The following is a 22,045-nucleotide window of genomic DNA, read 5'->3' as shown; positions in this document are numbered from 1 at the left end:
CAGAAAAGGACTGGCCTTCATAAACTTTCTTATTCCTTTTAAGGAGGTGGGAAGAATGGCTGTACCATTTAGAAGAACGTCTAAAACTGCGAAAAGAAAACGCCGTACTCATTTTAAATTACAAGTTCCGGGTATGGTAGCATGCCCTAACTGCGGTGAAATGAAACTTGCTCACCGTGTGTGCAAAGCTTGCGGAACATACAAAGGGAAAGAAGTTGTAAACGACTAATTTTCTCGTGAAAAAGCACAGGATGCAACTGCGTCCCTGTGCTTTTTTTCATTTAAGCAGACTTGAAAAAGTCATCTATTTTAAAGAAGTGGGACATTGGAGCATCACTTCTGCTTTAATCCATATAAATGCTGCTGACGGTTTCCCCCGATTACCGACATTTTAAGCAGCTTTAGATTCCTATTATTGAGCCACTTTTTCTGACGTGGCATATGAATTCGTGCTCCAATCCCTCTTATTGAGACACTTTTTTTGATGTGGCATATGAATTCGTGCTCCAATCCCTCTTATTGAGACATTTTTTCTGATGTGGCATATGAATTCATGTTCCAATCCCTCTTATTGAGCCACTTTTTTTGATGATGTGGCATTGGATTTCGTGCTCCAATCCCTCTTATTGAGACACTTTTTTTGATGTGGCATATGAATTCGTGCTCCAATCCCTCTTATTGAGACACTTTTTTTGATGTAGCATTGGAATTCGTGCTCCAATCCCCTCTATTGAGACATTTTTTCTGATGTGGCATATGAATTCATGTTCCAATCCCCCTTTTTGAGCCACTTTTTCTGACGTGGCATTGGAATTCGTGCTCCAATCCCCTTATTGAGACACTTTTTTTGATGTAGCATTGGAATTCGTGCTCCAATCCCTCTTATTGAGACACTTTTTTTGATGTAGCATTGGAATTCGTGCTCCAATCTCCTTTATTGAGACATTTTTTCTGATGTGGCATTGGAATTCGTGTTCCAATCTCCCTTATTGAGACACTTTTTTTGATGTGGCATATGAATTCATGTTCCAATCCCCCTTATTGAGACACTTTTTCTGATGCGGCATTGGAATTCGTGCTCCAATCCCCCTTATTGAGCCACTTTTTCTGACGTGGCATATGAATTCATGTTCTAATAAATTTTTTTAATGCTTCAGACTACTTTTATTTTACTCAATTAACTGATGTTGAAATGAATCAACTAATCCTCATCGGAAAAATTTCTTCTCTATCCTTATTAGATTTAAATTTAATCACCTCCGAGACTCAAGCACTTTTTAATTGTACTGAATATTGATAAAATTTAGGGGACGAGAATCATAGGAGGAACACAATGAATCCATACATAATATCTAAAGAAAAAGATGGAGTACTGCTATTTACAATCAACAGGCCTGACAGGAGAAATGCCATTGATTATGATGTGATGGCCGGACTGGAAAAAGCAATCGAAATGGCTGCTGGAAACGATGTTAAAGTATTTGCTATTACGGGGGCAGGCGGCCAGGCATTTTGTTCCGGAGGCGATTTATCGGCCTTTCATCGTTTAAAAACAGAGTCGCAGGCGTATGGGATGCTTTCAAGGATGGCTAGTATTTTATACAAGCTCCTTGTCCTTCCAAAACCGACTATTGCCATTCTAAATGGTTCTGCTGTAGGAGGCGGTTGCGAAATTGCTTCAGCCTGCGACTTCCGGATTGGAAGAGAAGGGATGAAAGCGGGCTTTGTCCAGGGGAACCTCGCCATTACGACTGGCTGGGGAGGAGGCTCGATCCTCTTGGAGAAACTTCCGCAGAATATCGCGATGAAAATGCTGCTTGATGCGAAAATATATACTGCAGAAGAACTCAGGGACATTGGATTCATCCACCATATTTATAAAGAACATCCGATAGATGCCTGTCTCTCATTTATGGAAGGCAGCTTGAAAAAAGAGACAACTGTTTTAGAAGCCTATAAAACTTTATTGAATAAAAAATGGGAGCACTTATCAATGAGAGAAAGGATGGAAGAGGAAGCTGCGAGATGTGCTGTACTGTGGGAGCATGAAGCCCATCATAATAAAGTGGACGAATTCATGAATAAAAAAAATAAAAATAATTAGCAGGGTATTAGGTGATATCAGTCTATCTTTCCTATTAGATGCATATGAATGAATAAAAAACAATAGGAGGGATTTATTGATGCCATTAACCCGTCAGGATGCCTGGTCACAGGATGAAGACTTATTGCTGGCTGAAGTAGTATTGCGCAATATCCGAGAAGGCGGCACCCAATTAAAAGCATTTGATGAAGTAGGAAAACAGCTTTCGAGGACTGCTGCAGCTTGCGGTTTCCGCTGGAATTCGTATGTGAGAAAGCAATATAAATCTGGTATTGAGCTGGCGAAAAAACAGCGAAAAGAAGCGAAAAAACAGGCGAAAACACAGGAGAGAGCAGAGGAGCCTGCGGCGCCAGTGAGCGAAGTGCCTACCAGTCCTACAGAACAAGAGGAAAAGCAATCCAGCCTTAGCATCGAAGCCGTAAAACAATACCTCGATGACCTCTATGAAAAAGCGGCAGCTGCACACAGCCAGGATGTGCAAAAAGATCAAATCCGCGGGCTTGAAAAGCAAATCTATTACTTGTCTGCCGAAAACGAAAAATTGGAAACCCAACTGCGTTCTATGGAAGAAGACTATCGTGCCTTGATTGACATCATGGACCGAGCAAAAAAAAGAGTAGGCCCTAAAAGTGAGGACCAACAACAAAGAATAAACTTCCAGGTTGAGGGTAAAGGAAATCTGGAAAAAATAGAAAAATAGGCAATAAAAAGCGCCTGCCGGTCATGGCAGGCGCTATTATTGTACGGTTATGGAAAAAAAATATTTGCTCCTGCGCATATCGCAGTTGAACTGAAATTATTGAAGCTGTTCAGTTACACCAGCTGGGTACCAGACAAGCGGATTCTCCCCACGGTCTCTCTCTACATCATAATGGACTGGCGTAAAGCCCATCTTTTCCCAGAAGTCCTGGGATTTTACCCGAGGGTTCGTTTTGATCGGCAGACCGAAACCCTTCGCGAATTCAACGAGTGCTTTGCCATAGCCCTTGCCCTGGTAATTTGGAAGTACCTCTAACTTCCAAAGCTCCAGGTAGTCCTGTGGTGGCTCAAAATAGCGGTCAAACTGCTTCTTGACCTGGTAAAGGCTCATACGGGCCACGAGCTTGTCGCCGAAGTAGATTCCGTAGAACGGAGAATCGCTATCATTTTCCACAATGTTTGCTTCCAAATCCTCAAGCATTGAAAGCTCCTGGTGGCCATACTCCTTGAACTTTTTGAATTCTTCTAAAGTCTTATAATTGATTTTCAGTTTTTCCACTTTATTCACCATAAAACAATCCCCCAATCAAGCCGCCAAAAAATTCATTGTATACTGCTCTCATTGAAAGCTTGCTCCTCCATGGCCGGATGATAAAATCTTTCAAGGCTGAGAAGAGATTTAAAGACATCATGCTTTCGAAATCGGCAATATATATATACCTGAAATTTGGTATATTTAAAGGCAGCTGAATATATTTGTTTTTTATAGCCTATTTTTATTATATTATAAAAACATGAAAAATTCTGCATTTGAATTTTAGAAAGCGGTTCCAATTTTTGCAGGAAATAAACAGAATATTGTAGAATTTTATAGAGTAAGCGAATTTTTTACGGGAAAGGGGAAAGAACGTGCAAAAAATATTGATTGCAAACAGAGGAGAAATTGCGCTTCGCATTATCCGTACTTGCCGCGAACTGGGGGTCCAAACTGTGGCTGTCTATTCAGATGCGGATAAAGAGATGCCTTTTGTAAAAGAAGCTGACAGCGCTTACCGGGTTGGTGAGCCGCCTGTTCAAAAATCATATCTCAATGCAGATGAAATCTTAAGAATCGCAAAGGAAGAAAATGTCGACGGAATCCACCCTGGTTATGGCTTTTTATCAGAAAACGCAGGATTTGCCCGTAAGGTAAAGGAAGCCGGCTTGACTTTTATCGGTCCGGCTCCGGATACGATTGAAAAAATGGGCGATAAAATCATTGCTAGATCGACGATGGAATCAGCCGGTGTACCAGTCGTGCCTGGAAGTGACCAAGGTTTGAAAACACTAGAGGATGCCATTAGGCTCGCAGATGAAATCGGCTACCCTGTCATGCTGAAGGCGAGCGGCGGCGGGGGCGGCATTGGCATGGTCCTCTGTGAAAATGAGCAAGCGCTCGCTAAGAATTATGATTCAACAAAGGGCAGGGCAAAGGCTTACTTTGGCTCCGATGAAGTATTCATTGAGAAATACATCAAAAATGCCCGGCATGTCGAGGTGCAAATCTTTGGCGATACCCATGGCAACCATGTACATATGTTTGAACGTGATTGCTCTGTACAGCGCCGCCACCAAAAGGTGATTGAGGAGGCACCGTCGCCATTCCTGAAGGATGAAGCAAGGCAAAAGATGTATGAAACGGCTGTTAAAGCTGCCAAGGCAGTGGATTATGTGAACGCAGGAACGGTGGAATTCATTGTCGACGAGGATGAGAACTTCTACTTCCTCGAAATGAACACCAGACTGCAGGTTGAACATCCAGTCACAGAAACCATTACAGGCCTGGATCTTGTTAAGTGGCAAATCCTTGTGGCACGCGGTGAAAAACTGCCGCTGCTCCAGGATGAAATCGTGAAGAAGGGATGGGCCATCGAATTCCGTTTGTATGCGGAAGATCCGGTAAGGTTCCTGCCTTCACCTGGTAAAATCAGCGATTTTTCATGGCTGGAGGCGGAAGGCGTCCGAGTTGATTCTGGATATGAGTCCGGTTCGACTGTAACTCCTTTTTATGACCCTATGGTTGCTAAGTGCATAGTAGGGGGCGATAGCCGCGAAGAAGCGATCCAGCTAGCTCAGGAATTTTTTGCGACCCTGAAACTAGAAGGAATTAAATCAAATGCTCCGTTGTTTGCGGAAATTTTGAGCGAAGAAGGCTTCAAATCAGGCAATTATACGACAGCCTATTTAACGGAAAGAAAAATGGCATCCAAATAAAGGAGGAAAAGAACATGAAGGAAATTACAGCAAATATGGCAGGGACAGTACTTAATGTAATGGTTGCAGCAGGAGATACGGTATCAGAAGGGCAGGAAGTCCTGATGCTTGAATCGATGAAGATGGAAATCCCAGTTGAAAGCCAGGGCGCTGGAAACGTTGCAGAAGTAAAAGTGAACATCGGGGACTTTGTGAACGAAGGCGATGTCCTGCTTGTACTAGAATAATAGATTTTAAGGAGGAGAAGGATGACTACCGCGAAAACTTTAACTGATTCATTACAGGAAAAAGTTCAACAAATCGAGGCTGGCGGACAACCTAAGTATCATGAAAAGCTGGCTGAACAAAATAAATTATTTGTGCGTGAGCGTTTGAATCTATTATTTGACGACGGTGTCTATGAGGAAGATGGCAAATTCGCTAATTTCCAGGCTGGTGACCTTCCGGCAGATGGTGTCGTAACGGCTATCGGCAAAATCGGCGGGCAAACAGTTTGTGTTATGGCGAACGATTCAACAATAAAAGCCGGCTCTTGGGGCGCCAGGACTGTTGAGAAGATCATCAGAATCCAGGAAACAGCTGAAAAATTAAAGGTGCCTTTATTGTATCTGGTCGATTCGGCTGGCGCCCGAATTACCGATCAGCTTGATATGTTTCCGAACAGACGGGGAGCAGGAAAGATTTTTTATAATCAGGTGAAATTGTCTGGAGTAATCCCGCAAATCTGCCTTCTTTTCGGGCCTTCTGCAGCTGGCGGAGCATATATTCCTGCTTTCTGCGATATCGTGATCATGGTTGACCAGAATGCTTCGATGTATCTTGGATCACCAAGGATGGCGGAAAAGGTAATCGGCGAAAAGGTAACGCTTGAGGAAATGGGCGGCGCCCGGATGCATTGCTCTGTCAGTGGTGTAGGCGATATGCTCGTTTATAGCGAGGAAGAAGCCATTGAATCAGCGAAGCGCTATTTAAGTTATTTCCCTGCTAATTTCCAGTCGAAGACAGATTTGGTCGAAGGAGTGGCTCCCAAGGATGGAAGAAGTCTTGAAGAGATTGTTCCAGTGAATCAGAACGCTCCATTTGATATGTATGAAGGCATTGATGCGCTGATCGACGATGGAAGTTTCTTTGAAATCAAAAAGCTGTTCGCGCCTGAAATCATCACGGGGCTTGCCCGTATAGATGGAAGGGCAGTTGGAATCATTGCCAACCAGCCAAAGGTGAAGGGCGGAGTATTGTTCGTGGACTCTGCCGATAAGGCTGCTAAATTCATCACGCTCTGTGATGCCTTCCATATCCCATTGCTGTTCCTTGCTGACGTACCAGGATTCATGATTGGTACGAAAGTGGAGAGAGCCGGCATTATCCGCCATGGTGCGAAGCTGATTGCTGCGATGAGTTCAGCTACTGTACCAAAAATATCTGTAGTTGTCCGTAAGGCATATGGAGCAGGCCTGTATGCGATGGCAGGACCAGCTTTTGAGCCAGATTGCTGCATCGCCCTGCCGACTGCCCAAATCGCGGTAATGGGTCCGGAAGCTGCTGTCAATGCAGTCTACTCCAATAAAATCAATCAAATTGAAGACCCTAAAGAAAAAATTGCATTTGTCCAGGAAAAACACCAGGAATATAAAGAAAGTATCGATATCTATAAGCTTGCTTCCGAATTGATCGTTGATGATATAGTCGCTGCCAACGACCTGAGGAATGCACTCATTGATCGATTTAAACTATACGAATCAAAAGATATGGAATTCAGTGTCAGGAAGCATCCTGTATACCCCGTATAAAAGCAAAACGGAGATCCCTTCTGGATCTCCGTTTCATTTTTTAGGAACAAAAGCGAATACTCTATTAAATTTAATTGAAATAACATAATCCCTTCTTCCTAAGAAGCAATTGTTTCTGCTAAAATATGACTAAAGTCATTAAAGTACTTAAATAACGGCTGTTTTTGCTCTCCAGCATCTACTTGAAAAAAGCAATCATTTAAGGAAAGATCATAAAAATTATTATTTTTCAGGGATAGAAGCAAGAAATGCCCTAATCTAGTGTAAGGGCAAAATGAGGGATACTTATGAAAATAGGAATAATCGGCGGCGGGTCAATAGGTTTGTTATTCTCTTATTACCTAGGCTTGCACAATCAGGTCACCGTCTACACAAGGACAGAGGAACAAGCAGACTTAATTAACGAACACGGTCTGCGTCTTGTTCAAGGTGGAATAGAGCAGGATTCATGCCAGATAACTGCTGCCCCAATCCATGCTTGGAGGGGAAACGAAGATTTAACAGTTGTTGCCGTAAAACAGTACCAGCTCTCTGGTTTACTATCTGATTTAAAAGATCAGGCCAAGGGAAGCATCCTTTTCCTTCAAAATGGCTATGCTCATATCAAATTACTTTCTGAGTTGGCAGCAGATGAAATTTATGTTGGTTCTGTTGAACACGGAGCTGTTAGAGTGAACGGATTTACAGTTCAACATAATGGGATGGGCGTGACCAGAACTGCGATATTTAGAGGAAATGCGGGGGTACTTAAAGAATTATCTACTATAGCTCCATCAGGTTTTCCGTTTATCCTGGAGCCAGACTACAAGGAGATGCTTATAAAAAAGCTGGTAGTCAATGCGGTGATCAATCCATTGACGGCGATCCTTAAAGTGAAAAATGGTGAACTGGTCCAGAATACATATTATTTTGAGATCTTTAAGCAAATGTTTGAAGAATGTGCTTATATACTTGAACTGCCTAATTGGGAACAGTACTTCAATAACCTTAAGGCAGTTTGTGAAAAAACAGCAAATAACCATTCATCCATGTATAAGGATATTGAAAATGGCAGACAAACAGAAATTGATGCCATCCTTGGATATTTGCTCGAATTAGCCAGAAGCAAAAATAAAAAAGCTCCAATAATACATAATTATTATCACTGCATCAAGGGGAAGGAGCACGAAAGGGAGGGAGCGTGATGCCGGGATTCTTCTCCGCACTTGTGGCCACATTGATCACAGTTCCAATGATTGGCTACCTCACTGTGTTCATTATCAGTAAGCAAATTACAGGCAACCATCGAAGGTCTGTAAATATGGCTCTAGACTTCAGCACCTTTTTGCTGGTGCTGTCTGTCCATTTTTTGATTGTCACCATCTGGGAAAAGTCGTTCCTATGGCTGATCTTAATCATCTTGTTTGCACTTGCGGCTATATTTGTATTGATTCACTGGAAGTACAAAGAGGAAATATTGTTGCCGAAGGTATTTAAGGGCTTTTGGCGGTTCAATTTCCTGCTTTTCTTTTCTGCGTACATCGTCCTTGTGCTGTATGGTTTGTTTAAACGCCTGACATTTCTGTTTGCTTAATCTAGTGTTGGACCGTCTTAATAGAGGGTCCAGCATTTTTTTTAGCTTATCCTAAGCTTGATTAAAAAGAATCTTGATTTTATAAATTTCGGAAGGCAAAGTTTTTTTCTTTTCAATTCAAACAATGCTATACTCATAACAGTGAAAATTGCTTACGAGAAAGGAAGTACAAGTTAATGGAGATGTTAAATCTCTCTCTTCCGGCTGCGAACCGGTTTGCGACAGATTATCTAACTGGAAGCCCTGGGCTGCAGAGCTTCTTTCATTATAATTTTAACGATAAAAACGCTTATATTCACCGCCTGGATGAATTGAAAAATAGAAGCTTTATGAGGAATGAGCTTGCAGACCATATCCAGTCCTTTATGTCCCGTTATGCGAACTCTGAAAAAATCACTGATAATATCAATAAGCTGAGAAAAGAAAATAGCGTTGCTGTCATCGGAGGGCAGCAAGCCGGTATTCTGACTGGTCCGCTATATACAATTCATAAAGTGATTTCAATTATCAAGCTTGCTGAACAAAAAGAGGCTGAGCTTGGCGTTCCTGTCGTACCCGTATTTTGGATTGCCGGGGAAGACCATGACTACCAGGAAGTTAACCATGTGTACGTCATGAAGGACAATAAGCAGGAAAAGTGGGTTTATCCTGAGAAGAATCTAGAGAAGAAAATGATTTCAGAAGTGTGTATAAACAGGGACCTTTGCTATTCCTGGGTTGAAGAGATTATGGAAACTTACGGAGAGACAAAGCACACGAAAGAGGTATTGGCATTTGCCCTTGAATCGTTGAAGACTGCGGAATCCTTTGTTGATTTTTTCGCAAGGATCATCATGGAGCTATTCAAGGATTCAGGCTTGCTGATTGTTGATTCCGGAAATAAAGAGTTGCGCAGGCTGGAAAAGGAATGTTTTATCAAGCAAATCCAAAATCATCGTGAAATTACGTCCGCGGTTCTAGGGCAGCAAGAAAGGACAGATGGTGCTGGGTTTGCGAATATGATCGATATTAGCGAGTATGCTGCCAATCTTTTCTTTTACGATGAAAAAGTAAATGAGCGGATTTTGCTCCAGTTTGACCCACAAAGTGGAGGGTTTTCAGGTAAAAATGGGGAAGTTAGCTTCACATATGAAGAGCTGGTGGAGATTGCGAACGAATATCCTGAAAAGCTGAGCAATAATGTCGTTACTCGTCCGTTAATGCAGGAGTGGCTGTTCCCGACGCTAGCGTTCATAGGCGGACCTGGAGAAATTGCCTATTGGGCTGAGCTGAAACTTGCTTTTGAACATTTTAGTCTAAAAATGCCGCCGCTTGTTCCAAGACTTAACATAACATTGCTCGAAGGGTCGATTGAGTCTGACCTTGACGAATTGAACCTTGATTTGAAAGAGGTTTTAATTTCTGGTACAAATGGGCATGAGCTGAAATTTATCGATTCTCTAAAGGATCGTGAAGTAGAAGAACTTTTCGAGAATGTAAAAACGATGCTGGCAGATCAATATAAAGTCATCCGTGAAAAATCCAACGGAATCGACCCCGTATTGATGCCTATGCTCCAGAAGAACGAATCCATCCTGCTTAAGCAGGTTGAATTCATGGAGGATAAAATAGTAGAGGCAATTTGCCGAAAGCATGATCATATCCTGCGCAAATTCACAAGAGTAGAAAACGCGTTAAGGCCAGGCGGTTCACCGCAGGAAAGAGTCTGGAACCCATTCTACTATTTAAATAAGTTCGGATTGGATTTAATACCGGATTTACTAAAGCTGGATTATGAATTCGATGGAACACACAAAGTTATTAAGCTGTAACTTCAGGCTTCACCCTATGTGGGTGGAGCTTTTTTATTTCAAAAATAAATGACGCACTATGAATTGCCCGAAATGCAGGGGGAAAAACAAATTGCGGTAAAAGCAACGGCTGCTTTGCCCGAAGTACAAGGGAGAAGATATTTTTCGGTAAAAGCAAACCCTCTGCATTGCCCGAAGTAAAGGGAGAAGATTTTTTGGTAAAAGCAAGCCCTCTGCATTGCCCCGAATGAAGGGGAAAAAGGATTTACGATAAAAGCGGCGCCTCTGCATTACCTGAAAAGAAGAGGAAAGGCAAAAAACAGTAAAAGCAACTTTTTTGTAATGAAAGAAATTCATGGAAATGAATATTTACAGAAGGATTTTAAAGGCGTGGGGAGAATAATTAAAATAAGGTGGTGAAAAGTGGGGGAATGTGGTACATTGTATTTAGAAAGTGGGGGTAGTGGCATGTTCATGGGTGAATACCATCATAATGTTGATAGCAAAGGCCGATTGATCATCCCTGCCAAGGTCCGTGAAAACCTGGGAGAAATGTTCATTCTTACCCGTGGACTTGACCAATGTTTATTTGGTTACCCTGTTTCTGAATGGTCGGTGATCGAAGAGAAACTTAAAGGACTTCCGCTGACAAAAAAAGATGCACGTGCATTTACCCGTTTTTTCTTTTCGGGTGCTACCGAGAGTGAAATTGACAAACAGGGGAGAGTCAATATCCCTTCCCCGCTGTTGCAATACGCCAAGCTTGAGAAAGAATGTGTGATTTTAGGTGTTTCCAATCGAATTGAAATTTGGAGCAAAGCCATCTGGGAAGAATATTTCGCAGAATCTGAGGAATCTTTTGCTGAAATTGCGGAAAATATGATTGGATTTGATATTTAAGGGTAACATTATTCTGATATAATATTACCTGCTCCTCGATTGGAAAGGTGGATCATGATGTTCAAACATACAACAGTTTTACTGGAAGAAACAGTAGACGGGCTAGATATCAAGCCTGACGGTACATATGTGGATTGCACTCTCGGTGGCGCAGGCCACAGTGAATTGATTTTGTCCAAGCTTTCGGAAAAAGGAAAGCTATACGCTTTTGACCAGGACGATATTGCAATTGCGAATGCAAAAGAGAAGCTTGCTGCTTATGGCGACAGGCTGACGATCATCAGGAGCAATTTCCTTTATTTACAGGAAGAGCTTGAAAAGTTGGGTGTAACAGAAGTGGATGGGATTCTGTATGATTTGGGAGTTTCCTCACCGCAGCTGGATACACCGGAACGCGGGTTCAGTTATCACCATGATGCTCCGCTCGATATGCGGATGGACCAGGACGCGCCATTGTCCGCTTATGATGTGATTAATGAATGGCCATATGAAAAATTGGTCAAAATCTTTTTCCGGTACGGGGAAGAGAAGTTTTCAAAACAAATTGCCCGCAAGATTGAGGCTGCAAGGGAAAGTAAACCGATTGGAACGACTGGTGAACTTGTCGAGTTGATCAAGGATGCAATTCCTGCACCTGCAAGGAGAAAAGGCGGCCACCCGGCTAAACGGGTTTTTCAGGCAGTCAGGATCGCGGTTAATGATGAGCTTGGTGTATTTGAAAAATCACTGGAGCAAGCAATTGATCTCCTGTCCGTAGGAGGAAGGATCAGTGTCATCACCTTCCATTCGCTGGAAGACAGGATTTGCAAGGTTACCTTGAAAAAAGCGAGTGAAACACCGCCGCTACCGCCAGGTTTGCCGATCATACCTGAGGAATACCAGCCAAAATTGAAGCTGATTACGAGGAAACCGATCCTTCCGTCAGAGGAAGAGCTGGAATTCAATAACCGGGCAAGATCCGCAAAGCTGCGTATCGCTGAAAAAGTAAAAAAATAAAATATAAAATATAATTTCAGGAGGGAAAATGATGAGCAATCTGGCTAGAAAATTGCAGCAAGAACAGCAGCAGCGCACTGTTCAGGCACCGGCAAAAGCGCCGGCAAGACGCAATTCGATAATGACGCCCGGCGAAAAAATCCTGATGTTTGTTTTTGGGGCAATGGTTTGCTTCGGCGCGACATTCATGGTTTCAAAACAGGCAGCCATTTACGAAGTAAACAAAGAAATCCAAATCATTGAAGGCAGCATTCAGGAGCAGCAAAAGATTAACAGTGACCTTGAAGTCCAGATTAGCGAATTAAGTACCTATGAAAGAATCAAAAAGGTAACAGAGAAGCTCGGTTTAACATTGAACGAAGACAATGTTAAAGGTGTTGAAAACTGATGATTAAGAAACAGCCAAATATGAATGCAGGAGCAGCGGTATTATTCGTAATATTCAGCCTGCTCTTTTTTATCTTGATTTTCAGGTTCGTAACCATCCAGGTTACGGGAGAAGTACACGGGCAAGCACTGGCTGCAAGGGCACAGCAAAAGTACACGAATGAAAAAGTAATCGAGGCTACAAGAGGAACGATCTTTGACCGCAAAGGTGAAGTGGTCGCGGAGGATACGACTGCCTACACACTTGTCGCAATCCTTAACGATTCAGTAACAACGAATAAGAAGAAGCCGAAGCATGTAAGCGACCCTGCGAAGACAGCGGCCGTGCTGGCTAAATATATCGATATGAGCGAATCGGAAATTTATAAACGACTTACCAAAGAAAAAGCATGGCAGGTTGAGTTTGGAAAAGCCGGCCGCGATATTTCTCATCAGACCAAGCGGAAAATCGAAGAGGAGAAGCTGCCAGGAATTACTTTTTTACGAGATTCAAAGAGGTTCTATCCGAACGGTGTATTTTCTTCCCATTTAATCGGATTTGTTGAGAAGGAAGAAACAAAAGATAAGAAAACAGTTACTTCCGGTCAGCTGGGGATTGAAAAAACGCTTAATGACGAATTGACTGGTAAAAATGGTTCTCTCTCATTTGAAAGTGATTTATGGGGCTTTCTCTTACCTGACGGAGAGAAAAAAGTTACGCCTGCCAAGGATGGCAGCAATGTATTTTTAACGATTGATAAAAAAATCCAAACATTCGTAGAGGATGCCGTCGATCGTGTTGTGGAGGAATATAAGCCAAAGAAGATCATTGCAGTCGTCGCTGATCCGAAGACTGGTGATATCCTTGCGATGGCCCAGCGTCCGAGCTTCCACCCGACGACAAGGGAGGGGCTGGATAATAGCTGGCACAATGAGGTGGTCGAGACACCGATCGAGCCAGGATCTACGATGAAGATTTTCACGCTTGCAGCAGCAATTGAGGAAAATAAATGGAATCCGAATGAACTTTATAAATCAGGTTCCTATAAAGTTACCGAAAACTCCAGGGCAATTCGCGACCACAACGGCAGTGGTTGGGGAACAATATCTTTTTTGGAAGGTATCCAGCGTTCCTCTAACGTAGCAGTTGCAAAGCTGGTAAATGAAAAAATCGGTACGGAAAAATTCCGTGAGTACTTGACTGATTTTGGCTTTGACCAGCCTACGGGCATTGACCTCCCTAACGAAACATCTGGAACAATTGTCTATAAATGGCCGATTGAGAAGATTACGACATCATATGGACAGGGAACCACTATAACGCCGATCCAGCTGATCCAGGCAGCGACAGCAGTGGCGAATGACGGAAATATGATGAAACCGCGAGTTATTGATAAGATAGTCGATCCAAACACTGGTGATGTGATCAAGCAAGAGGAACCAAAGTCTGTTGGCCAGCCTATTTCTGCTGAAACTGCCAAGGCAGTTAGGGATGTTTTAGGGACTGTTGTCACTGGTGAGCATGGTACAGGGAAATCGTACGCCATCGATGGGTACGAGGTTGCTGGGAAAACAGGTACTGCAAACATAACAGCGAACGGCAGTTATTTAGATGGTGCAAGCGATTATCTGTTCTCTTTCCTTGGGATGGCACCAAAAGATGATCCTAAATTAATCGTCTATGTCGCTGTCCAGCAGCCGGAAATTGACCATTATTATAAAGGTTCTATCCCAACCTCCATGATTTTTAAATCAGTGATGAAAAGCAGCCTGCAGTATTTAAATATTAAACCTGCCTCTATGGAAAAGGCTGATTCCAGCCTCGTTCCGGATGTAACCGGTATGAGTGCCGCAGAAGCGAAGAGCTTGCTTGAATCCAAAGGGTTTGAAACAGTTGTTATAGGGGACGGAAACCAGGTCGAGGAGCAGTTGCCTAAGGCTGATATAATGGCACTCGAAGGAGAAAAGGTCTTTATCAGATCATCCGGAGTCATGACTTACCCAGACATGACAGACTGGTCACTCCGGGATGTCATGAAACTGGCGCAGATTGCAGAGATTAAGCTAAATAAAGCCGGCAGCGGTTACGTCACAAAACAAAGCCTTAAGCCTGGAGTACCAATCAATGAAGGGGAGAACCTGATTGTCGAGCTGGAAACCCCGCTTCAGCAATTTGAGAAATCCTTGAAGACTGAGGAAGATAATGAAGAAACAGAGGAAGTGGGCGGTTGAGCCCTTCCTCTGTTTTTTTTTTGTGTGGTGCCCGGTAGAAGCGTATGCAATAGCAGTTCCAGCTTCGGACAAAACGCAGTCGGAGGAGCTCGCTTTGTCTGAAGTAGCCTCAGGTCGGACAAAAACGCAGTCGGAGCCGCTCATTTTGTCTGAAGTAGCCTCAGGTTCGGACAAAACCAGCGTGGGAGCCGCTCACTTTGTCTGAAGTAGCCTAAAGTTCGGACAAAACCAGCGTGGGAGCCCCTCATTTTGTCCGAAGTAGCCTCAGGTTCGGACAAAACCAGCGTAGGAGCCGCTCACTTTGTCCGAAGTAGCCTCAGGTTCGGACAAAACCAGCGTAGGAGCCCCTCATTTTGTCTGAAGTAGCCCCAGGTTGGGACAAAAACGCAGTCGGAGGAGCTCATTTTGTCCGAAGTAGCCTAAAGTTCGGACAAAACCAGCGTGGGAGCCCCTCACTTTGTCTGAAGTAGCCTAAAGTTCGGACAAAATCAGCGTAGGAGCAGCTCACTTTGTCTGAAGTAGCCCCAGGTTCGGACAAAATCGCAGTCGGAGCCCCTCGTTTTGTCTGAAGTAGCCTCAGGTTCGGACAAAAACGCAGTCGGAGCCCCTCATTTTGTCTGAAGTAGCCTCAGGTTCGGACAAAAACGCAGTCGGAGCCCCTCATTTTGTCTGAAGTAGCCTCAGGTTCGGACAAAAACGCAGTCGGAGCCGCTCGTTTTGTCTGAAGTAGTTCCAGGTCTAACCAGTGCACGAGATTTTCATCAAAAGTTGACCTAATCAGGCGCGGCCGCAGGTTCTAATAAACCTCAGCCTGTCTCTACTTCTTGTTATATTTGAATTCGTACAAGCATATATTTGAACGAGTGTCTGAGAGTATCTTAATCTACTATTGGAACGACTATGGGGGAGGTTTGTTTAATATATGCGTGTATCAAATGTGACGGTCAGAAAGAGGCTGGCGCTCGTTTTGGTAATCGGGATTTTGGTGTTTTTTATCATAGATGTCCGTCTTGGCTATGTGCAATTTATGCTAGGAGATTTCTTGACGGGAAAAGCAAAGGATTCATGGAGCAGGAATGTACCGTTTGAACCGCAGCGTGGAGAGATTACGGACAGGAACGGGATAGCGCTGGCAACGAATATTAGTGCGCCGACTGTTTACGTAGTGCCGCGCCAGGTAAAAGATCCTGAAGCGGCTGCTGAAATATTGGCGAAAGCACTAAATATGTCTAAGGAGAAGGCCTATCAACATATTACGAAAAAAGCAATGATTGAGAGAATTCCAGAGGGAAGGAAAATTTCCCATGAGAAAGCAAAGGAAATAAGGGCGCTGGATATCAAAGGCGTTTACATCGGCGAGGATTCAAAGCGCCATTATCCATACGGCAGCTATCTATCGCATGTCCTCGGTTTTGCGGGAGTCGATAATCAAGGATTGATGGGGCTTGAGCTCTATTATGATAAGGAATTGCAAGGGCAAAAGGGCTCGGTTCAATTTTATGCGGATGCGAAACAGCAGCGGATGAACAATATGGCGGATGATTATGAGCCGCCGGTGGACGGGCTGGATCTGAAGCTGACAATTGACAGCAGGGTACAGACCATCGTAGAGAGGGAGCTGGATATTGCCCAGGCCAAATACAATCCTGATGGCATCATTGCCATTGCTATGAATCCGAATAACGGTGAGATCCTGGCAATGTCGAGCAGGCCAGACTTCGACCCGGCTAACTTCCGTAATGTTGCTCCGGAAGTCTATAACCGCAACTTGCCGATTTGGAGCACATATGAGCCAGGTTCCACTTTTAAAATCGTAACCTTGGCAGCAGCCCTTCAGGAAGGTAAGGTTGATTTGGAAAAAGACCATTTTCACGATTCTGGTTCAGTAGAAGTAGCCGGGGCAAGGGTACGCTGCTGGAAAAAGGGCGGACACGGAAGCCAATCCTTCCTTGAAGTAGTCGAGAATTCCTGCAACCCAGGGTTTGTCGAGCTCGGGGACAGACTTGGAAAAGAAAAACTGTTCAAATATGTGAAGGATTTCGGGTTTGGTGAGAAAACAGGCATTGACCTTCAAGGGGAAGGGAAAGGAATCCTTTTCAACCTGGACAGGGTCGGTCCAATCGAACAGGCAACAACGGCTTTTGGGCAGGGTGTTTCAGTCACACCGATTCAGCAGGTCGCTGCCGTTTCAGCAGCAGTAAATGGTGGAATCCTTTATACACCTTATATTGCTAAAGAGTTGATTGACCCTGTTACAGGGGAGGTTGTCATGAAGAAATCCCCGCAGGCCAAAAGAAGAGTAATCTCTGAAGAGACTTCAAAAGAGATAAGGCATGCGCTTGAAAGTGTCGTAGCTAAGGGTTCAGGTAAAAATGCTTATGTAGACTCTTACAGGGTTGGCGGCAAAACTGGTACAGCCCAAAAGGCGAAGGATGGGCGATATCTCGAAAATAACCATATCGTATCGTTCATAGGCTTTGCCCCTGCGGATGACCCGCAAATTGTTATCTATGTAGCCGTAGATAACCCAAAAGGTACAGTACAATTCGGTGGGGTGGTGGCAGCTCCTATCGTTGGCGATATGATGGAAGATAGCCTGCGCGCGATGGAGGTTCCTCCGCGGAAGGAACAGATTGAAAAAGAATTGACGTGGATGGATACACCAATGGTGGAGGTCCCTGACCTGATCGGCTTAACCAAACAAGAACTCAGACAGCAATTGATCAATTTCAAATTAGATATTGCAGGCGATGGCGAGAAGGTTGTTAAACAGCTTCCTTCACCAGGAGTGAAAATCAAGGAAGGGTCAACCATCAGGGTTTATATGAACGATTAACGAAGATATGCTAGAAACAAAAGCTTAACGTGAGCAGGCGGCGGCAGGATAATCATCCGCCGCCTGTTTTAGGCTGCCGGCTATTTCTGCACTTACTCACGTAAAAAGGGCTTGTTCTTTTCATCTCCACAATGGCTAATTTCAGCCTAATCATGTAAAATAAGAGTCGCCATGTTGTTTGAGAGGATTTGATATTTATGAAATTACACGAATTGATTGGTTACTTGCGCCCGTTCGTGGATTACAAGGGAGAAAATCCCGAAATTACTTCAATTGAGAATGATAACCGCAGAGTGACTCCTGGAAGTTTATTCATATGCATAAAAGGTTATACAGTTGATGGTCATGATTTTGCTGGTTCAGCAGTGAAAAATGGAGCTGCAGCCGTTCTCGCTGAACGAGAATTACCTGTGAATGTCCCGGTAATTGTTGTCAAGGACACTGTCCGGGCAATGGCAGTGCTTGCTGATGCTTTTTACGGCCAGCCCAGCCAGAAGCTTCATATGGTAGGGATAACGGGTACCAATGGAAAGACAACGACCAGCCATATTATTGAACAGATTTTCAAGGATGCTGGCCAGAAGACCGGTCTGATTGGAACGATGTACACAAAAATCGGCGAGCAAATCTTTGAAGTCAAGAATACAACTCCTGAAAGCCTGACTTTGCAAAAGACATTCAAGAGGATGGTTGACGAACAGGTGAAGTCAGCAGTAATGGAGGTATCATCGCATGCGCTCGTTTATGGACGTGTCCATGGTACGGATTACAATGTTGCTGTTTTCACAAACCTGACGCAGGACCATTTGGACTACCACAAGACAATGGAAGAATACAGAAAAGCGAAGGGGCTTCTGTTTTCACAGCTCGGAAATGCCTTCAACCATGAGAAACCTAAATTTGCTGTCCTGAATGCAGATGATCCGGCAAGTGACGAATTCGCCATGCTGACAACTGCCCATATATTAACTTACGGCATTGATAACCATGCTGACCTGCAGGCGGTCAACATCGCAATGACAGCAAGCGGTACATCATTTGATTTGGTCAGTCCTATTGGCGTGAAAAAGGTAAACATCCAGTTGATCGGCAAGTTCAGCATCTATAATGTACTCGCCAGTATCGGAGCTGCCGTAGTTTCCGGCTTATCTTTAGATGATATTATCGCCTCTGTGGAAGGTGTCAAGGGAGTTTCGGGAAGATTTGAAGTAGTCGATGCGGGACAGGATTTCTCTGTGATTGTTGACTATGCCCATACACCGGATAGCCTTGAGAATGTACTGAAGACCATACAGCAATTTGCCCAGAAAAGGGTATTTTGTATAGTAGGCTGTGGTGGTGACCGTGATCGCACAAAGCGTCCGCTTATGGCGAAAATCGCCTGTGAATATTCTACAGATGCTATCTTCACATCGGATAATCCCCGAAGCGAGGATCCGGCAGAAATCATCAAGGATATGGAAGAAGGAGTAAAGAGTGAAGTTTATACTTCAATCATTGATCGGAAAGAAGCTATCCAGCATGCCGTGAAAAATGCGAAGTCAGGAGATGTCATCCTGATTGCTGGCAAGGGCCACGAAACGTATCAGCAAATTGGTGACAGAACATTTGATTTTGATGACCGGATTGTGGCACGCGAGGCGATAGAGGAGAGGTAAAATGCTGACATACCAGGATGTTTCAAGTCTATTTTCAAGAACAACTGGAATAAAGGGTGAGAATATCCGCTTTCATACTGTAAGCAGTCTCGCTGAAGCCAAACAGCCTAAAGGGCTGTTTGTCCCTGTATCGAATGATTCAGGTACCCTGCAGGAAGCGATATCGAATGGCGCTGTGGCAGCTGTCTGGCCTGAAGGCGAGCAGGTGCCGGCATATGCGCCTAATCACTTCCCGGTTTTTTACACAAAAGATAATTTGAAAGGCTTAGAGAAAATTATGAACTCATACTACGATTACTTATCACAACACGAAGAGATCAAGGAAAGAACTAAATTCATTTTCCTGAACAAAGCACTTCTTAATGAAGCTGATGAATCATATGATATAGCTGTGATGGCTGAAAACATCAATGGTCTTGGCAGCAATAAGAATAAGGCAGGTGAGGAATAGAATGCTGGAGCAAGTTATCTTTTTCACAATATTGATGGGATTCCTGATCACTGTTCTGCTTTCTCCAGTGTTTATTCCTTTTTTGAGAAGGCTTAAATTTGGCCAGAGCATCAGAGAAGAAGGGCCGAAATCGCATCAGAAAAAAACAGGTACACCAACAATGGGCGGCGTGATGATCTTAATCTCCATCACAATTACGACACTTGTGATGACAGGGAAGTTCTCTCAACCTTCAGTGGAAACGTATCTGTTGTTATTTGTTACTTTAGGATTTGGTCTGCTTGGCTTTATGGATGACTTCATCAAGGTGGTTATGAAGCGAAATCTTGGCTTGACTTCAAAACAAAAGCTGCTTGGTCAGATTATTATTTCCGTCATTTTTTATTTCATATTCATGCAGAGTGATTTTTCAACAGAAGTCAGCATCCCATTAACTGACATCTCTTTTGATCTTGGATGGGGATATGCCCTGTTCATTATTTTCTGGATGGTCGGGTTTTCCAATGCTGTTAACCTGACGGACGGGCTTGACGGGCTGGTTTCCGGTACTGCAGCCATTGCGTTTGGTGCATTCGCTGTACTTGCATGGAGCCAGTCTCAATACGAGCTGTCGATTTTTTCGGTAGCGGTCGTGGGCGCTGTTTTGGGATTCCTGGTATTTAATGCGCATCCGGCGAAAGTGTTCATGGGAGATACGGGTTCGCTTGCTCTGGGTGGGGCGATCGCAACTGTCGCCATCCTTGCAAAGCTTGAGATAATCCTAATCATCATTGGCGGTATTTTCGTGATTGAAACATTATCTGTTATCCTTCAGGTTATCTCATTCAAAACCACAGGGAAGAGAATTTTCAGGATGAGTCCTCTTCACCATCACTATGAGTTGATTGGCTGGTCAGAATGGCGTGTCGTTGTCACATTCTGGACTGTCGGCCTGCTTTTCGCAATCCTAGGAATTTATATTGAGGTGTGGATCTAAATGAAATATATCAAAACATACCAACATAAAAAAATACTTGTACTTGGCCTTGCCAAGAGTGGAGTCAGCGCAGCGGCTCTTCTACATAAATTAGGGGCTTTTGTAACGGTCAACGACAGCAAGCCTCTTGCTGAAAATCCAGAAGCGCAAGGGTTGCTTGAGCAGGGAATCAAGGTTGTTTGTGGAAGCCACCCAATCGAATTGATGGACGAAGGTTTTGAACTGGTCGTCAAGAACCCTGGAATCCCATACTATAACCCTATGATTCAAAAAGCGATTGAAAAAGGAATTCCGGTTATTACAGAGGTTGAACTGGCTTACCAGATTTCTGATGCACCCCTGATTGGCATAACAGGCACGAACGGAAAGACGACTACTACCACGCTGATTTTCGAAATGCTTGAATCGGGGGATAAGCATCCGGTGATTGCAGGCAATATCGGAACTGTTGCATCAGGTGTTGCCCAGGAAGCAACTTCTGAAAATACAATCGTGATCGAATTGTCATCATTTCAATTGATGGGGATCGATCAGTTTAAACCACGTATCGCCATTATTACAAATCTGTATGATGCTCACCTTGACTATCACGGCACGAGGAAAGAGTATATGGGAGCCAAGGCTCGGATAACACAGAACCAGAGTGAAGAAGACTTCCTGATTATCAATGCCGACCAGCAGGAATGCATGGAAATTGCCCGAAATTCAAGAGCGCACATCGTTCCTTTTTCAACAAGGAAGGTGCTTGAAAGTGGGGCTTATGTGAAGGATGGCTGGGTTTGCTTTAACGGGGAGCAGATTATTGAAACCAAGGATATCGTCCTGCCGGGCAAGCATAATCTGGAGAATATACTATCGGCCGTAGCGGCGACGCTGCTTTCAGGTGGAGATAAAGAAGCCATCAATAAGGTGCTTACTACCTTTGCAGGCGTTCGCCACAGGCTCCAGTATGTGGCTACTATCGATGAACGTAAATTTTATAATGACTCTAAAGCAACCAATATTTTAGCAACTGAAAATGCCCTGGCGGCGTTCGAAGCTCCGATTGTATTGCTGGCCGGCGGTCTTGACAGAGGCAATTCTTTTGGTGAGCTTGTTCCTTCACTGAAAAATGTAAAGACCTTGATCACCTTTGGAGAAACAGCTGAAAAAGTTGGACAGGCTGGACATGATGCAGGAATAAAAACGATTCTGCGGGCCGATAATGTGGAAAAGGCCGTTCCCGTGGCATTTGAACATTCAGAACCCGGTGATGTTATCCTGCTGTCTCCTGCTTGCGCAAGCTGGGATCAGTACAAAACTTTTGAGGTCAGGGGAGACATGTTTATCGAGGCCGTGCATAAGCTTAAGTAAGGGCTTGTCTTGAACAACAGACTCACCGATACTTGGCCTCATTGCAGGCTGGATGGGAAGCGGCATAT

At 43.9% G+C, this 22,045-nt stretch carries 19 protein-coding genes; 18 read left to right on the top strand and 1 reads right to left on the bottom strand.

Going from position 1 to position 22,045, the window contains the following annotated elements:
- Positions 1-55 precede the first annotated feature (55 nt).
- The 3 genes from rpmF (at position 56) to J7E37_RS04800 (ending at position 2,804) form a co-directional block, all read left to right on the top strand.
- Entirely contained in the window at positions 56-229 is a 174-nt protein-coding gene (gene rpmF, locus J7E37_RS04810) for a 50S ribosomal protein L32 (protein ID WP_023615018.1), read from the top strand.
- A gap of 1,104 nt (positions 230-1,333) precedes the next feature.
- Positions 1,334-2,104 (top strand): enoyl-CoA hydratase/isomerase family protein, encoded by a 771-nt coding sequence (locus J7E37_RS04805; RefSeq protein WP_215022766.1) that lies wholly within the window; start codon positions 1,334-1,336, stop codon positions 2,102-2,104.
- Between the two features lie 79 nt (positions 2,105-2,183).
- The gene (locus J7E37_RS04800; protein ID WP_215022764.1) at positions 2,184-2,804 is read left to right on the top strand and encodes an RsfA family transcriptional regulator; all 621 of its coding nucleotides are present in this window, start codon (positions 2,184-2,186) and stop codon (positions 2,802-2,804) included.
- A 96-nt stretch (positions 2,805-2,900) separates the two neighbouring features.
- Here J7E37_RS04800 and J7E37_RS04795 read toward each other — a convergent pair whose 3' ends face one another.
- Complete coding sequence (locus tag J7E37_RS04795) at positions 2,901-3,374, bottom strand: N-acetyltransferase (RefSeq protein ID WP_214777362.1); 474 nt, start codon at positions 3,372-3,374, stop codon at positions 2,901-2,903.
- A 338-nt stretch (positions 3,375-3,712) separates the two neighbouring features.
- Between J7E37_RS04795 and J7E37_RS04790 the strand changes: the two genes are divergently transcribed.
- From J7E37_RS04790 to murD, 15 genes are all read left to right on the top strand, one after another.
- Positions 3,713-5,056 carry an acetyl-CoA carboxylase biotin carboxylase subunit gene (locus J7E37_RS04790; RefSeq protein ID WP_215022761.1) on the top strand — a complete coding sequence of 448 codons (1,344 nt, stop codon included), beginning with the start codon at positions 3,713-3,715 and terminating at the stop codon, positions 5,054-5,056.
- 14 nt (positions 5,057-5,070) lie between these two features.
- Entirely contained in the window at positions 5,071-5,283 is a 213-nt protein-coding gene (locus J7E37_RS04785; protein WP_041965515.1) for an acetyl-CoA carboxylase biotin carboxyl carrier protein subunit, read from the top strand.
- A 21-nt stretch (positions 5,284-5,304) separates the two neighbouring features.
- Positions 5,305-6,846: an acyl-CoA carboxylase subunit beta gene (locus J7E37_RS04780; protein ID WP_215022759.1), complete on the top strand. Its 1,542-nt coding sequence runs from the start codon at positions 5,305-5,307 to the stop codon at positions 6,844-6,846.
- A gap of 287 nt (positions 6,847-7,133) precedes the next feature.
- Positions 7,134-8,030, top strand: coding sequence for a 2-dehydropantoate 2-reductase (locus J7E37_RS04775; protein WP_215022756.1), 897 nt, complete (start codon positions 7,134-7,136; stop codon positions 8,028-8,030).
- On the top strand, positions 8,030-8,419 hold the full coding sequence (locus J7E37_RS04770) for a DUF3397 domain-containing protein (RefSeq protein WP_214777352.1): 390 nt from the start codon (positions 8,030-8,032) through the stop codon (positions 8,417-8,419). The genes J7E37_RS04775 and J7E37_RS04770 overlap by 1 nt, the downstream gene beginning before the upstream one ends.
- Before the next feature lie 176 nt (positions 8,420-8,595).
- The gene (gene bshC, locus J7E37_RS04765) at positions 8,596-10,230 is read left to right on the top strand and encodes a bacillithiol biosynthesis cysteine-adding enzyme BshC (protein ID WP_214777350.1); all 1,635 of its coding nucleotides are present in this window, start codon (positions 8,596-8,598) and stop codon (positions 10,228-10,230) included.
- A gap of 447 nt (positions 10,231-10,677) precedes the next feature.
- A complete protein-coding gene (gene mraZ, locus J7E37_RS04760) occupies positions 10,678-11,109 on the top strand; it encodes a division/cell wall cluster transcriptional repressor MraZ (RefSeq protein WP_215022754.1) in 432 nt (143 codons plus the stop codon).
- A gap of 57 nt (positions 11,110-11,166) precedes the next feature.
- The gene (gene rsmH, locus J7E37_RS04755; RefSeq protein ID WP_215022752.1) at positions 11,167-12,105 is read left to right on the top strand and encodes a 16S rRNA (cytosine(1402)-N(4))-methyltransferase RsmH; all 939 of its coding nucleotides are present in this window, start codon (positions 11,167-11,169) and stop codon (positions 12,103-12,105) included.
- 31 nt (positions 12,106-12,136) lie between these two features.
- Complete coding sequence (gene ftsL, locus J7E37_RS04750; protein WP_214777344.1) at positions 12,137-12,493, top strand: cell division protein FtsL; 357 nt, start codon at positions 12,137-12,139, stop codon at positions 12,491-12,493.
- Positions 12,493-14,703 (top strand): penicillin-binding protein, encoded by a 2,211-nt coding sequence (locus J7E37_RS04745; RefSeq protein WP_215022750.1) that lies wholly within the window; start codon positions 12,493-12,495, stop codon positions 14,701-14,703. Before ftsL ends, J7E37_RS04745 begins: the two co-directional genes overlap by 1 nt.
- Before the next feature lie 922 nt (positions 14,704-15,625).
- The gene (locus J7E37_RS04740) at positions 15,626-17,539 is read left to right on the top strand and encodes a stage V sporulation protein D (protein WP_215022748.1); all 1,914 of its coding nucleotides are present in this window, start codon (positions 15,626-15,628) and stop codon (positions 17,537-17,539) included.
- A gap of 197 nt (positions 17,540-17,736) precedes the next feature.
- Positions 17,737-19,197 (top strand): UDP-N-acetylmuramoyl-L-alanyl-D-glutamate--2,6-diaminopimelate ligase, encoded by a 1,461-nt coding sequence (locus J7E37_RS04735; RefSeq protein WP_215022746.1) that lies wholly within the window; start codon positions 17,737-17,739, stop codon positions 19,195-19,197.
- Between the two features lies 1 nt (position 19,198).
- On the top strand, positions 19,199-19,648 hold the full coding sequence (locus J7E37_RS04730; protein ID WP_214777336.1) for a hypothetical protein: 450 nt from the start codon (positions 19,199-19,201) through the stop codon (positions 19,646-19,648).
- A gap of 1 nt (position 19,649) precedes the next feature.
- A complete protein-coding gene (mraY, locus tag J7E37_RS04725; protein ID WP_214777334.1) occupies positions 19,650-20,624 on the top strand; it encodes a phospho-N-acetylmuramoyl-pentapeptide-transferase in 975 nt (324 codons plus the stop codon).
- The gene (murD, locus tag J7E37_RS04720) at positions 20,625-21,977 is read left to right on the top strand and encodes a UDP-N-acetylmuramoyl-L-alanine--D-glutamate ligase (RefSeq protein ID WP_215022744.1); all 1,353 of its coding nucleotides are present in this window, start codon (positions 20,625-20,627) and stop codon (positions 21,975-21,977) included.
- The last annotated feature ends 68 nt before the right edge of the window (positions 21,978-22,045 follow it).

It is taken from the genome of Bacillus sp. ISL-39 (assembly GCF_018613295.1).
Lineage (GTDB): Bacteria > Bacillota > Bacilli > Bacillales > Cytobacillaceae > Mesobacillus.
The sequence above is the reverse complement of the archived record's forward strand: the minus strand, read 5'-3'. Positions and strand labels throughout refer to the sequence as shown.

Coding starts and splice junctions, on each gene's coding strand:
- J7E37_RS04735 (WP_215022746.1), top strand. CDS start 17,737: ATGAAATTACACGAATTGATTGGTTACTTGCGCCCGTTCGTGGATTAC.
- J7E37_RS04730 (WP_214777336.1), top strand. CDS start 19,199: ATGCTGACATACCAGGATGTTTCAAGTCTATTTTCAAGAACAACTGGA.
- J7E37_RS04745 (WP_215022750.1), top strand. CDS start 12,493: ATGATTAAGAAACAGCCAAATATGAATGCAGGAGCAGCGGTATTATTC.
- rsmH (WP_215022752.1), top strand. CDS start 11,167: ATGTTCAAACATACAACAGTTTTACTGGAAGAAACAGTAGACGGGCTA.
- J7E37_RS04775 (WP_215022756.1), top strand. CDS start 7,134: ATGAAAATAGGAATAATCGGCGGCGGGTCAATAGGTTTGTTATTCTCT.
- mraZ (WP_215022754.1), top strand. CDS start 10,678: ATGTTCATGGGTGAATACCATCATAATGTTGATAGCAAAGGCCGATTG.
- J7E37_RS04800 (WP_215022764.1), top strand. CDS start 2,184: ATGCCATTAACCCGTCAGGATGCCTGGTCACAGGATGAAGACTTATTG.
- mraY (WP_214777334.1), top strand. CDS start 19,650: ATGCTGGAGCAAGTTATCTTTTTCACAATATTGATGGGATTCCTGATC.
- J7E37_RS04805 (WP_215022766.1), top strand. CDS start 1,334: ATGAATCCATACATAATATCTAAAGAAAAAGATGGAGTACTGCTATTT.
- murD (WP_215022744.1), top strand. CDS start 20,625: ATGAAATATATCAAAACATACCAACATAAAAAAATACTTGTACTTGGC.
- ftsL (WP_214777344.1), top strand. CDS start 12,137: ATGAGCAATCTGGCTAGAAAATTGCAGCAAGAACAGCAGCAGCGCACT.
- J7E37_RS04770 (WP_214777352.1), top strand. CDS start 8,030: ATGCCGGGATTCTTCTCCGCACTTGTGGCCACATTGATCACAGTTCCA.
- J7E37_RS04795 (WP_214777362.1), bottom strand. CDS start 3,374: ATGGTGAATAAAGTGGAAAAACTGAAAATCAATTATAAGACTTTAGAA.
- bshC (WP_214777350.1), top strand. CDS start 8,596: ATGGAGATGTTAAATCTCTCTCTTCCGGCTGCGAACCGGTTTGCGACA.
- J7E37_RS04785 (WP_041965515.1), top strand. CDS start 5,071: ATGAAGGAAATTACAGCAAATATGGCAGGGACAGTACTTAATGTAATG.
- J7E37_RS04740 (WP_215022748.1), top strand. CDS start 15,626: ATGCGTGTATCAAATGTGACGGTCAGAAAGAGGCTGGCGCTCGTTTTG.
- rpmF (WP_023615018.1), top strand. CDS start 56: ATGGCTGTACCATTTAGAAGAACGTCTAAAACTGCGAAAAGAAAACGC.
- J7E37_RS04780 (WP_215022759.1), top strand. CDS start 5,305: ATGACTACCGCGAAAACTTTAACTGATTCATTACAGGAAAAAGTTCAA.